Origin of the sequence: Sphingomonas sp. TDK1, from assembly GCF_001650735.1 — a bacterium.
GTDB lineage: Bacteria > Pseudomonadota > Alphaproteobacteria > Sphingomonadales > Sphingomonadaceae > Sphingomonas.
Window position 1 is genome coordinate 21,419 of record NZ_LXVY01000010.1, and the last position, 12,584, is coordinate 34,002.

Consider the following 12,584-nt stretch of genomic DNA (forward strand, 5'->3'; position numbering starts at 1 on the left):
TGTTCCCGACTTCCAAATCAGTCATTCCCGCGGATCGGGAGTTCGACAGCGACACCAAATCCGGGCGGCGCGAGCAGCGAGGCCGTGCCCCGGTGCGCTGTCGCGACCGCAGCAACGAGCGCCAGGCCCAGGCCATGACCTTCCGACGATCGGCTACGTTCCGCGCGCGCGAACCGCTGGAACAGCCGGGGCGCATCTTCGGGTGCTACACCGTGTCCGTCATCGGCGACCGTCAGGCGAGCAATGGCTTCATCACGCTCCAGCTCGACACGAACCGTCGTTCCCGGGGGGGTGTGGCGGAGCGCGTTGTCGAGGAGATTGGTGATAAGCTGTTGCAGCAGCCGTCGATCGCCCGTCGTCCAGATCGCGGGTGCAATCGCTGTGACGAGCAGATGGCCGCTTGCCTCCATATCGGGGCGGTAGGTGTCGACCAGTTCCTCGACCAGTTGGTCCAGCGGCAAGTCCTGAAAATGGGCGCGAGGGGACAACGCTTCCACCTCCGCGATGCGCAGCAATGCCCCGAAGATATCCAGCAGTTCGCGTGATTGTGCGGCAGCGGCCTCGATCGCTTGGCGTTTCTCGTCCACATCCCGTGCCGATAGCGCTTCATCGAGCCGGTTATGCAGGCGCGTCAGCGGGGTGCGCAGGTCGTGGGCTACGTCGCTCGACACTTGGCGCAGATTGTCCATCAGTCCACCGATCCGGTCGAGCATCCGGTTGAGCGTCGCCGACACGCGATCGAACTCGTCACCTGCACCGGTGAGCGGCATACGTCGCGCAAGATCACCATCGATGATCGCGAGGGCGGTGCGGTCGATGCGCGAGAGGCGTGCGCGTGTCACCGCACCGACCAGCCAGGCCCCGCCGATGCCGAGCAGCAGCATGACGCCGAATGCGCCGGCGAACAGCTTGAGCAGCGTCGCATCCATCTCGTCGATGACTTCGCGATCGGCCGCGACGACCAGCCGGCTGCTGTCAGGCAACCGGGTGGTCAGGGCCTGTGCGATCCGGTGCTCGCCGTCGCGCCGGTAATGCAGCAATTCCAGATAACCCGGCAGGGTCGGGGCGGTCGCGTCGAGCGACCCCGCCACGCGGCGACCCGCCGGGTCGACCAGCAGGTACTCCAGACTGGCGGTGCTTCGCGCCGCCTCGCGCCGGCGGATCGCAGCCGCGACGCCAGTAGGACCGTCATCGCCTTCGTCGATCAGCGCGCGCGTCTCGATGGCAACGCGGTGATCGAGCTGGATCTCAAGGGCTTCGTGCGTCACTTCATAGGCGACGACGCCGATGACAAGCGTCGCAAGCGCGAAGCAGGACGCGACCAAAGCGACGAGCCCGAAGGTTGATCGCCACGGGCGGGTCATCACCCGCCGCGCACCATGTAGCCAGCGCCGCGCACGGTTTCGATCGCATCATCGTCGAACCCGGCGTTGAGCTTGGAGCGCAGGCGGCTCAGATGCGTCTCGACGATGTTCGTCTTGGGATCGAAATCGAAATCCCAGACACGTTCCAGCAGCATCGTGCGCGTCATCACCCGGCGCGGATTGCGCATCAGCTCGGCGAGCAACGCGAATTCGCGCGGTTGCAGCACGATCCGGCGACCGTCTCGCGTGACGGTGCGCCGGTGAAGATCGAGCTCGATCGCACCAATAACGAGCACGCTCGCTTCGGTCTGGGTAGCTGGACGACGCCCGAGGGCATGAACGCGCGCTGCCAGCTCGGAAAAGGCGAATGGCTTGACCAGATAATCGTCGGCACCGCCTTCCAGTCCTTCGACACGATCGGCGATGCCGCCCACAGCAGTGAGCATGAGAGCCGGCGTCATATTGCCCGCCGCGCGCAATGCCTTGATTAGCGACAGGCCATCCAGACCGGGAAGCATCCGATCGACAATCAGCGCGTCGAACTGGTCGCCAGTCGCCTGAAATAGTCCATCGCGACCATCGGTGCTCGTGATGACATGATGCCCCAGCTCCGCAAGCCCGCGGGCCACGAAGCGGTTGGTCTCGTCATCATCTTCCACGATCAGGATTCGCATGACTGCCCTTCTAACCCGCCGGGCCGTTCGTCTGCCATCCACCACCGAGCGCCCGGAACAGTGCAACCTGGGATTGCGCCACGGTGAGGTCGGACTGTGCCTGGGCGAGCGCGGCTTGCACCCGCGCGCGCTCGGCATCGAACTGGATCAGCGAGGCGGTATCCCCAAGCCGAACACGAGCGGCTGCACGGCGCGCGTAGAGCGCGGACTGGACGCGTGCGGCATCGAGCGCACGATTACGACGCACTTCGCTGTCATAAGCGGCGAGCGCGGTTTCGACTTCGCGCAGCGCCCGCAATACCGCCACATCCCAACCGGCGAGCGCAGCACGCTCGGTCGCGCGGGCCTGTTTCAGTCGTGCGCGCGCCGGGGCCTGATTGGGGAAGGCCCAGCTTATGAGCGGTGAAGCCGTCGCGACGAAGCCACCCGTCAGCAGCCCGACCGCACCGCCTAGGTTCACGCGCGGGTAGAGATCGGCGCGGGCAACACCGATCCGCGCCGCGGCTGCGGCGAGGCGGCGTTCGGCTTCGCGAATATCGGGGCGACGTAGCAGCAGCGCCTGTCCGTCGCCCACGGGCACCGCCGCACGGAGCTTCGGGGGCGCATTGCAGACGATGTTGAACCCGCGCGCTTCAGTGGGAGGACGGCCCTGCAAGGTTGCGATCCGGTACAGGGCATTCGTGCGCGCCGCCTCGAACGGGGCCAGCGTTGCGCGGGTGGATTCCAGCAGGCTGGCGGCCTGAGAGACTTCGAGCGGGGAGACTTCGCCAGCGGCAAGCTGGTCGCGCACCACCCCAACCGAGCGTTCCTGAACCGCGATTATCTCGCGCGAGACATTCGCCGCACGGGTCGCACCGCACAGATCGACATAGGCGAGCACCGTATCCGCCACGACCGCGACGCGCAGGGAGTCCAGCGCCGCGGCCTGAGCATCGGCATCGGCCCCCGCCGCCAGCGCGCCCGAGCGCAGGCGGCCGAACAGGTCGATATCCCAGCTCGCGGTCAGGGCAAGATCGTAGTCGGTGGTAGGTACGTTCGATGACGCGCTCGGTTGCGTCGCGCTGTTGTCGATCGTTCCCGCGCTCTCGATCGTGGTTTGCGGCAGCCGCGCGGCGCGCGCCTGCCGCAGTGCCGCGCGCGCGCCGTCGAGATTGGCATAGGCGACGCGCAGATCGGCATTGGCGGCAAGGCTCGCCTCGACCAGTCGATCAAGCGCCGGATCGTCGTACAGCCGCCACCAGTCATTCGGGACCGGGCCGATCGCCGCGGTCGGAAGGTTTGCGAAAGCACCCCTGGCGGTCGCGGGTGCGATCGTCGGCGGGGGCAGAGGCGCGGTCATGCACCCCACGACCGCGAGCGCGGCGATCGGAGCAAACCGGCGGATCATGCGGGAACTCCGGCGAGCGGGGCATCGGGCGCGGGCTTCTCCCGGCCGAAGCGCGCATAGAGCGCGGGCATCAGGAACAGGTTGAGCACGGTCGAGGAGACGAGTCCGCCCAAGATGACGATCGCCATCGGATGCTCGATTTCATGGCCCGGCGCGTTGCCGGCGACGATCAGCGGCAGCAGCGCAAGGCCGGCGCACGCGGCGGTCATCAGGATCGGCACCAACCGTTCCTCCGCGCCGCGCAGGATCAGGCGCGGGCCGAACGCTTCGCCCTCGAACCGGCGGAGATGATCGTAGTGCGACAGCAGCATGATGCCGTTGCGTGCCGAGATGCCGATGACCGTCACGAAGCCGACCAGCGAGCCGAGCGACAGCACCCCACCCGTCAGCGCCACGCCGACTACCCCGCCGACCAGCGCGAACGGCAGGCTGGTCGCGACCAGCGCGGTGATCCGTGCCGATCGAAACTCCAGCCACACCAGCAGCAGAACGCCGAGCAGGCAGAGCAGCCCCGTCGTCCAGAGCCGCTGGCGCGAGTCACGCAGCGCCGCATATTCGCCCAGCACCTGGGGATGGTATCCGGTCGCGAACGGCACCTGACCCACAGCCGTTTCGACAGCGCGCGCGACAGTGCCGAGGTCCGCACCGGCTACATTGAGCGTGACGTCGATCCGGCGCTGACCGTTCTCGCGCTTGATCTCGTTCGGGGCAGGCATGATGCGGATATCGGCCACGTCGCGCAGCCGCACCGGCGCGCCCGCAGGCGTCTGGATCATCATGTCGGCAAGCGCGTGGACATCGCCGCGCACCTTGGGTTCGCCCCACAGCGCCACGTCGAACGCTTTCTGGTCGCGGTAGATTTCGCCGACCTTCTGCCCCGCGACCAAGGTTTGCGCCTGTCGCCGTACTTCGCCCGCGGTGAGGCCCAGCGTGGCCAGATCGCCGGGCCGGGGACGGACCTGAATCTGCGGCACCAGCACCTGTTGCTCGACCTTGAGATCCGCAACCCCGTCGATCGCCGCGACCCTGGCCCGCACCCGCTCAGCCGTGGCGCGAAGCTCGACCTGATCGGGACCGAAGATGCGGACGACGACGGTCGCGCCCGCGCCGCTCAACACTTCCTTGATGCGCTCGCGCAAATAGGTGAGCACGTCGCGGTAGAGGCCGGGATAGCCGTCGATCACTTCCTTGATACGCGCGACGCTGGCGTCATAGTCGACATTCTCGTCCAGGCTGATCCATAGCTCGGTGAAGTTCGGGCCGACCACCTCGTCCGCGGCTTCCGCACGGCCGATATGCGCGCCGAAGTTGCGCACGCCGGGGATTGCGCGCAGTTCCTTGGAGGCGCGGATCGTGATGCGGTCCATCGCCTCGATCGACGTGCCGGGCTTCTCGACGAAGTGCATCAGGAAGTCGGTTTCGCGAAAGTCGGGCAGGAACTGATCCTTGAACCCGGCGTAGCCGACGCCGGCCAGCAGCAGGCCGCCCGCGACGATCCCCATCGCCAGCGCCGGTCGCGCCACCATGCGCGGCAGCACCCCGGCGTAGCGGCGCTTGAGCGCCCCGACGAGCCGCGTGTCACGCTCTGCCTTGAGGGGCGCGTTCGGCAGCAGGAACAGGCACATCGCCGGCGTCACCACCAGCGCGACCAGCAACGACGCGGCAATCGCCAGCACATAGGCGATGGCAAGCGGCTGAAAGAACGTCCCCGCGACCCCGCCCAAAAAGAAGATCGGCAGGAACACCAGCATCACGATCAGCGAGGCAAACACCACCGCCGATCGCACTTCCAGCGAGGCGGACAGCACCACATCGAAATTGGAGCGCGGGTTGCCCGCCTCGCGGTTAAGCCGCAGCCGGCGAGCGATGTTCTCCACGTCGATGATCGCGTCATCGACCACCTCGCCGAGCGCGATGACCAGTCCGGCGATCACCATCGTGTTGATCGTGGCACCACTCCACAGCAGCACCAGCCCCGCGCCGAGCAGCGACAGCGGTATGGCGACCAGACTGATCGTCGCCTGCCGCCAATCGCGGGTGAAGACGAACAGCACCACGGCCACGAGCAGGCAGCCGATCGCGAGCGCGCGTGTCAGGTTGTCGATCGAGCGTTCGATGAAGGTCGCCGGGCGGAAGATCGTCGTATCGACCTTCACGTCGCGCAGGCCCGGCTTCAGCTCACCGATCGCGGCCTCCACGTCACGGGTAAGCTGGAGGGTGTTGCCGGTCGGCTGCTTCTCGACGATCAGCATCAGGCCGGGGCCGTCGTCGATGATCGCATTGCCGATCGGCGCGGCGAAGCCGTCGACCACGCGGGCGACGTCGCCGATGCGGACCGGCGCTTCGCCGCTCTGCTTGATGACCGCCTGGGCAAGATCGGCCGAGGACTGGATCGCGCTCGTCTGCTGGACCGCGAGGCGCTGCGTTGCCGTATCGACGAAGCCGCCCCCGCCGACCAGCACCGCGTCGCCGGCCGCGGCGCGCAGTTCGGCGAGCGTCACGCCAGCAGCGCGCAGTCGGTCGGGATCGACCAGAACCTGCAATTGGCGGTCACGCAGACCCCAGATCGCGACGTTGGCGACGCCCGGCACCGCCATCAGGCGCGGCCGGATCGTCCAGCGCGCCAATTCGGAGAGCTGCATCTGATCGAGCTTGGCCGACGATATGCCGATCTTCATCGCCCGACTGGTCGACGACAGCGGCGGGAGCATCACCGGGGGACGCGCGGCGGCGGGCAACCGTGCCTGCACCTGCGTTACCCGTTCCTGCACGAGCTGGCGGGCGCGGATCACGTCGGTGCCGCGATCGAACAGGATCGATACCGACGACAGACCGAGCACCGACTTCGACCGCAGCGTCATCAGATCGGGGACGCCGTTCACGGCCGTTTCAATCGGCACGGTAATCAGGCTTTCCACCTCCTCGGTGGAGAGGCCCGGAGCTTCGGTTTGAATCTCCACCATCGGTGGCGCGAACTCTGGAAACACGTCCAGCGGCACGTCGCCGGTCGCGCGTAGCCCAAGTACGACCAGCAGCGCCGCGAGCGCGAGAATGAGGACGCGCTGGGTCAGCGCGGCACGGACCAACCAGGCAAGCATCAGTGCGGCGTCCCGAACTCGGTCCCGAACAGCTCGGCCGCCCCGTCCGTCACGACTTCGGCACCACGCTCCAGGCCGCGCGACAACAGCGCACGGCCATCGGCGACGCTCGCGACCTCGATTCGTTGGCGAACATAGGTGTCGGGTGCAGTCTTCCGGTACACCCATTCGCCGCCATAGATGTCGCGGACGATCGCCGCGGTCGGGACCGACAGCCCGTCTGCCCGCCCGCCGAGCGGCAACGCTACGGCGACGCGCTGGCCGACGCGGTAGGCACGGTCGCGATTATCGAGTGCGAAGAACAGATCGACGGTGCCCGCGACCGCATTGGCCGAGGGCGGTGCCTGGACCGGGCGCGCAGCGCGCGGAGCGGCGCGATCGTCGCCGAGGGGGCGAACCGTAGCCGTGCGACCGCGTTCGATGGCGCTCACGTCGGTGCCGAACACCGGCACCCGCACCCACAGCGTCGACAGATTGCCCATCGACGCGATCGAGGGACCGAGCAGCCCGCGTTGCGCGCGCGCCGCATCCAGTGCTGCCCGCGCGGTGGCGAGCGCCGCCGCGGCTTCGTCGCGTCCTCGGACGCTGCCCGCTTCCTCACGCACTAGAGCAGCGGCACGATTATAGGCGATGACGGCAAGCCGCACTTGCGCTTGCGCCCGCGCGATCTCGCCTTCGGCCGCAACCTGACTGACCCCGATCTGGGCGAGGTTGCTCGTCGATCCCGTTGGCACGCCCGCCCCGCCGGTTGCCGGCACGACGACCTCGCCGCTCGTCGCGCGGATTTGCGCGGCCGAACCATCGCCAATTCTTACCGTTCGGATGCCGAGACGCTGTTGCGCTTGCGTCGTGAGGGTGAGCTTCAGCAGATCGCTTTCGTGGGCGACCGCCGCGGCCTTGGCTGGGGGAGTTGGGGGTGAAGCCGGATCGCTGCCGCATCCAGTCAGGATCGCCAGCAGGGGCCATGTGGCGATCGGAAGGCATCGGATAGGCGTCATGCCGCGACAGTAGCAGCCTCATGTTGGCGGCAGCTTGGGGCGACTATACAAAATCCCAATGTTCGGCAGGAAGCGATAGGCTGGTGTCACAACCGGTCGTGGCTGTTGAAAATCTCGCGTTCGAATTGATGTTGCGCGATTAGGGCACTGAGCGCTCTTTCAGGCCCCATTCGGGGACCGGTGAGAGAAGGCCCGAAAACGTACGCTAAGGGCGGCGCTCGACGGCAGCGGTGCGGAGTGGCCTGAACCGTCCGCGCGGACGGTCGATCTCACTCCAGAGATAGTCGCCAGTGAGCCCGACATGCTCCCAGCCGAGCGGGGCGACATGGGCGAGCAGCTCGTCCGGCACCTTGGCACCGGTCGAGCGCAGGTGCTCGACGGCGCGTTCAAGGTACACAGTGTTCCAGAGCGCGACCGCGGCGGTGACCAGCGTCAGCCCGGACGCACGGTGGCGCTGGTTCTCGAACGTGCGGTCGCGGAGCTCTCCCAGGCGGTTGAAAAAGATGGCGCGGGCGAGCGCGTTCCGGGCCTCTCCCTTGTTCAGGATTGAGCCGGTGCGACGCCGCTGTTCCGGGTCGTCCAGCCAGTCGAGCATGAACAGGGTGCGCTCGACGCGCCCGATCTCACGAAGCGCGCGAGCGACCGGGTTCTGGCGCGGGTAGCCCGCCAGCTTCTTCAACATGGCGGACGCGCTCACCGTGCCCGCCTTGATCGAGGCGGCCAGCCTGAGCGTCTCGTCCCAGTTCTCCTCGATGGCGCGGATGTTCACCGGACCCGCGACAAGGGGCCGCAGCGTCGGCCAGGGGTCGAGCGCGGCCAACCCGTACAGGCGTCGCTCGTTCAGGTCCCGGATGCGTGGCGCGAACCTGAAGCCAAGCAGGTGACATAGCCCGAAAACATGGTCGACGGCGCCGGCCGTGTCGGTCGCGTGCTCGCGGATGACGAGCTCGCTCTCGTGATCGAGCAGGCCGTCGATGACGTGGGCGGCCTCGCCGGCGTTCGCTGCGATAACCTTGGTATGGAACGGCGTGAACCGGTCGGTGACATGGGTGTAGAAGAGCACGCCCGGCTCCGAGCCGTAGCGGGCGTTCAGATCGGCGCGCGCCTCGCCGCGACCGCCCGCCCGGAAGAACTGGCCGTCGGACGACGACAGCTCGCCCGAGCCCCAAACCCTACCCAGCGGGTGCGCGTTGTGCGTGTCGACGAGGCTGGCCAGCGCCGACAGGTATGTCTCGTCGCGCACGTGCCACTCAGCCGTCCAGCGCAGGCGAGAGAGCGTCAACCCGCGCGAGCTCTCCGCCATGCGACCGAGTCCGAGGTTGGTCGCGTCCGCCAGGATCGTGCCCATAAGCGCGGCCTGGTCGGACGCGGGCTCGCCGCTGCGGGCATGGACGAAGGCGTCCGCGAACCCCGACCAGGCCGCAACCTCGACTAAGAGGTCGGTCACGCGCACGCGGGGCAGCAGTGCGTAAAGCCTGATCTTCAATTCATCGGCTTCGTCCGGCACGGCGCGTCTGAGCGGCGATACGGTGAGCTCGTCGCCAGCAATGACGACGTCGAACAGCTCGCCGGCCGCGGCGGCGCGCTCCACCTCGCTCATGCGTCGGACCGCCGCGGCCCGGCGCTCGGTGTGCCAGTCGGCGAAGCTGGACGGGACCGCGAGGTCGAGCCCGCCCTCGTCGCGCATCGCAACGTAAGCCGCCTCGGGCAGGAGATAGTCGTCGAGCGTGCGATAGGCGCGGCTGCCGTCGACCCAAACGCCGCCCGACGCGAGCCGTTCGCGCAGGTGGATGATGACGGCCACCTCATAGGCCCGGCGGTCGACCTCACCCCCGCCCGGAAACACCACCTTGCGCCAGCGTGGGCGCAGGAACGTGGTCGGCACGCGCTTGGGCAGCACTGAGCGGCCGTCGCGGTACATGCGCCGGAGCGCGTCGACAGCACCGAGCAGCGGATCGCCTGGACGCGCGGCGCGGAACGTGAACGCGTTGAAGAGCGTAGGAGCGAAGCGCCGCACCTCGGGGTAGCGCTGGACCACCTCCTCGAGCCCGTCCTCGCTCCCGCGGGTCAGCTCCTCCGCGAACCGGACGCTGCGCTCCAGCAGCTCCCAACCGATCCGGTCGTCAATGGCGCGCAACGGGTCGCGGCCGCTCGCGCGCGCTTCGATCAGGAGGCGGCCGAGCCGGGCGTGCACGCGCGCCGTGTCCTTCAACAGCCGCGCCTCGCCCAAGAGCCGCTCCGATCGGGTCCGGTCCGCTCGACGGAGCAGCGAGCCCACCATCTTCTCGACCATGAGCAGCGCCGCATCGGTGAGCGCGGCTTCCAGTTCGATCGCGAACGCGACGAGGGTCGCCAGCCGGCGGCGTCGCTCCATGCGACGCAGCGCCTGCGCGGTCACGATGCCGGCGACGCGGGCGATGACAGCGTAGCGGGCCGCGTGAATGCGTCGCGCCCGCTCGGGCTCGACTTCAAGCGAGCGCACCCGGTCAAGCCGTTCCACGACCGCCTTGAAGTTGGCTGCGGTCGGCGCTTCCGACCACTCGCGGATCCAGCCCAGCCCCGTGCGACCCTGCTCGCCGGGATCGATCAGGTACATAAGCGCCGCTTCCTGCTCGGGCGTGAGGTCCCGGATCAGCCCCTTATGGGCAACCCGGCGCGCCTGGGCTCGGGCGATCAGCGCCAGGCGCTCGAGGGTCGACGCCGCGGGCACGACCACGCGGGCATGGCGGAGCCGCTCGACCATAGTCGCGACGATCGGCTCGCCGCGGTCGGTCGAGGTCGCCACCTCTATCCCGAGCGCCAGCATTGCGCGCAGATCGGGGCGCTCGAACGGGCGCAGGCCAAGGTACGTCTCGAGCTCGGCACGGTGCTCGCGCAGGGTCGGCGCGCGCTCCGCGTAACGGGCAAACTCCTCGGCCGACCCGCCGATCTGCGTCGCAAGCAAATCTAACATTTCGCGTGGAGGCTGTTCACTGGGAAACAGCGCTCGGCCGGGATAACGCAGGTAGCAGAGCTGGACCGCATAGCCGATGCGGTTGGCTCCACGCCTTCGACGACAGACCTGGATGAGGTCGTCGGCGCCGAGCGTGTAGAACCGCTCGACGGTGTTGCGGTCGCCGGGAGGGTCGAAGATCGCCGCCCGTTGCCCGGGCGAGAGTATCGTTTTGGTCGGCATCGCCCCGGTCCCCCGAATCCGTCACATATTGTTCCACTCAGGATGTTCGCGGAGCATAGACAGGAACACGGGTTAAATGACAAAGAAGGCGCTCGATGGCGAGCAACCGGGCTTTGTCACGAATACGGACGAATATGTGACGACGCTGATCGGCTATGCCCGGGTCTCGAAGGCGGACGGCAGCCAAGTCCACGACCTCCAGCGCGACGCGCTCGCCGCGGCCGGGGTCGCGGCCGAGCACGTCTATGAGGACAGCGCCTCGGGGCGGCGCGACAACCGGCCGGGGCTTGATGCCGCCCTCAAGGCGCTGCGGGGCGGCGACACGCTGGTTGTTTGGAAACTCGACCGGCTCGGGCGCGACCTGCGCCATCTCGTCAACTTAGTCGGCGACCTAACCAAGCGGGAGGTCGGGCTGAAGGTGCTGGCGGGCGAGGGCGCGTCGATCGACACCACGACCGCCAACGGCCGGCTGGTGTTCGCGATCTTCGCAGGCCTTGCCGAGTTCGAGCGCGAGCTGATCGTCGAGCGCACCCGCGCCGGCCTCGCTTCGGCCCGCGCGCGCGGGCGGCATGGCGGCCGACCGTTCAAGATGACCCCTGCCAAGCTGCGTCTCGCCCAGGCCGCGATGGGCAAGCCGGAAACCAAGGTGGGCGAGCTGTGTGCCGAGCTCGGCATCACTCGGCAGACGCTCTACCGGCACGTCACGCCCAAGGGTGACATCAGACCGGACGGCGAGAAATTGTTGAGCCGACGGGCAAAGTGAACGCGGACGTCGAACCGTGTTCGCGATCACGTTAATCGCGGGACGCGACGCGGCTGCCGGTCATCACCGATCGCTACGAAGACGAACCGGGCCTGCGTCACGCGGCAAGCCTCGTCGGTGTGCCGGCCGCGCCGCCATGCCTCGACGGTGATGGTCATCGAGGTCGTCCCGGTCGCGACCAGCCTGGCATGGACCGACACCTCATCGCCGACGAACACGGGGCGGTGGAACTGCATGCCTTCGACCGCGATCGTCACCGCGCTACCGCCACAGTGTCGCGAGGCAACCGAACCGGCCGCGAGGTCCATCTGCGCCATCATCCAACCGCCGAACATGTCGCCGTAAGGGTTCACGTCGGCGGGCATGGCGGTGACCCGGATGACCGGAGCATCGGCGGGCGGCTCTTCTTCTACAATCATGGAGTCCTCGCCAATTTAGAGGGTGTGGGCGGCTCAGAACCGCGCGAAGATATTGGCCGCGAAAATGTGGTTCACCCGTTCCGGCCCGATCCGAAAGATCGTCTGGTTGAGGTAGCCCGGCTCGACAGTGATGCCGTTCTTGACCGGTAGGCTCACGCCAACGAAAGTCCGGACTTGGTCGACGCCCTCGTGTCGGTCCCAGCTGGTGGTATTCAGACCGACAAAGGTCTCGTTCCACACGACCGCTCGAACAGGGCCAACCTTCAGCGGCAATTGCGCGCGGACCTGCTGGCGCAGACGCCACCCCACACCATCCGCATCCGGCCGGAAACGCTGCTCGACGCGGGTCCGACCGGTGATGGACAGCCCAGTCGAGGGATTCGCAGCGAACGTGTAGCCGACCTGCTGCCAGGTCCGATGCTCGTCGTTGGCCAGCGTGTTCTCGAAACGGGTCCGGACGTAGACGTAGCCGCCCGCGACCGACCAGCCGCGAGGCAGCTTGTAGGTGACGCTGGGTCGGATCAGCACCTGCCCGACGCGCGACACATCATCGGTGTAGCGGCTGTGCAGCTCGAGGGTAGCATCGACCTTTTGCGCGAGCGCGGTTGTGGCCGTGATCGAGCCCCAGACTTGCGCGTCGTGGTCGGACGCGCTGGCCGGCGCCGCGCACATCAGCGTGGCGGCCACGGCGAGCGCGCCGGTTCTC

9 protein-coding genes are annotated in these 12,584 nt (G+C 67.8%); 1 reads left to right on the top strand and 8 read right to left on the bottom strand.

The features are described from left to right. Positions 1 to 17 precede the first annotated feature (17 nt). The 6 genes from A7X12_RS09165 to A7X12_RS09190 all read right to left on the bottom strand — a co-directional run bounded on the left by A7X12_RS09165 (position 18) and on the right by A7X12_RS09190 (position 10,696). Positions 18 to 1,364 (bottom strand): sensor histidine kinase, encoded by a 1,347-nt coding sequence (locus A7X12_RS09165; RefSeq protein ID WP_064311339.1) that lies wholly within the window; start codon positions 1,362 to 1,364, stop codon positions 18 to 20. Next, positions 1,364 to 2,038, bottom strand: a complete 675-nt coding sequence (locus A7X12_RS09170; RefSeq protein WP_064311340.1) for a response regulator transcription factor — start codon at positions 2,036 to 2,038, stop codon at positions 1,364 to 1,366. The genes A7X12_RS09165 and A7X12_RS09170 overlap by 1 nt, the downstream gene beginning before the upstream one ends. 10 nt (positions 2,039 to 2,048) lie before the next feature. Next, positions 2,049 to 3,425, bottom strand: a complete 1,377-nt coding sequence (locus A7X12_RS09175; protein ID WP_064311341.1) for an efflux transporter outer membrane subunit — start codon at positions 3,423 to 3,425, stop codon at positions 2,049 to 2,051. Next, positions 3,422 to 6,523, bottom strand: coding sequence for an efflux RND transporter permease subunit (locus tag A7X12_RS09180; protein ID WP_064311342.1), 3,102 nt, complete (start codon positions 6,521 to 6,523; stop codon positions 3,422 to 3,424). Before A7X12_RS09180 ends, A7X12_RS09175 begins: the two co-directional genes overlap by 4 nt. Beyond that, the gene (locus A7X12_RS09185; protein ID WP_093334457.1) at positions 6,523 to 7,521 is read right to left on the bottom strand and encodes an efflux RND transporter periplasmic adaptor subunit; all 999 of its coding nucleotides are present in this window, start codon (positions 7,519 to 7,521) and stop codon (positions 6,523 to 6,525) included. Before A7X12_RS09185 ends, A7X12_RS09180 begins: the two co-directional genes overlap by 1 nt. 205 nt (positions 7,522 to 7,726) lie before the next feature. Next, positions 7,727 to 10,696, bottom strand: coding sequence for a Tn3 family transposase (locus A7X12_RS09190; RefSeq protein ID WP_064311343.1), 2,970 nt, complete (start codon positions 10,694 to 10,696; stop codon positions 7,727 to 7,729). Between the two features lie 76 nt (positions 10,697 to 10,772). Here A7X12_RS09190 and A7X12_RS09195 point away from each other — a divergent pair, with 76 nt between their 5' ends. Next, a complete protein-coding gene (locus tag A7X12_RS09195; protein WP_232318435.1) occupies positions 10,773 to 11,459 on the top strand; it encodes a recombinase family protein in 687 nt (228 codons plus the stop codon). Positions 11,460 to 11,485: 26 nt separating this feature from the next. On the opposite strand, the gene A7X12_RS09200 is transcribed toward A7X12_RS09195, so the two are convergent. Together A7X12_RS09200 and A7X12_RS09205 are read right to left on the bottom strand one after the other, a co-directional pair. Continuing rightward, entirely contained in the window at positions 11,486 to 11,878 is a 393-nt protein-coding gene (locus A7X12_RS09200; RefSeq protein ID WP_064311344.1) for an acyl-CoA thioesterase, read from the bottom strand. Positions 11,879 to 11,911: 33 nt separating this feature from the next. Next, entirely contained in the window at positions 11,912 to 12,565 is a 654-nt protein-coding gene (locus A7X12_RS09205; protein ID WP_198161974.1) for a DUF2490 domain-containing protein, read from the bottom strand. Between the last annotated feature and the right edge of the window lie 19 nt (positions 12,566 to 12,584).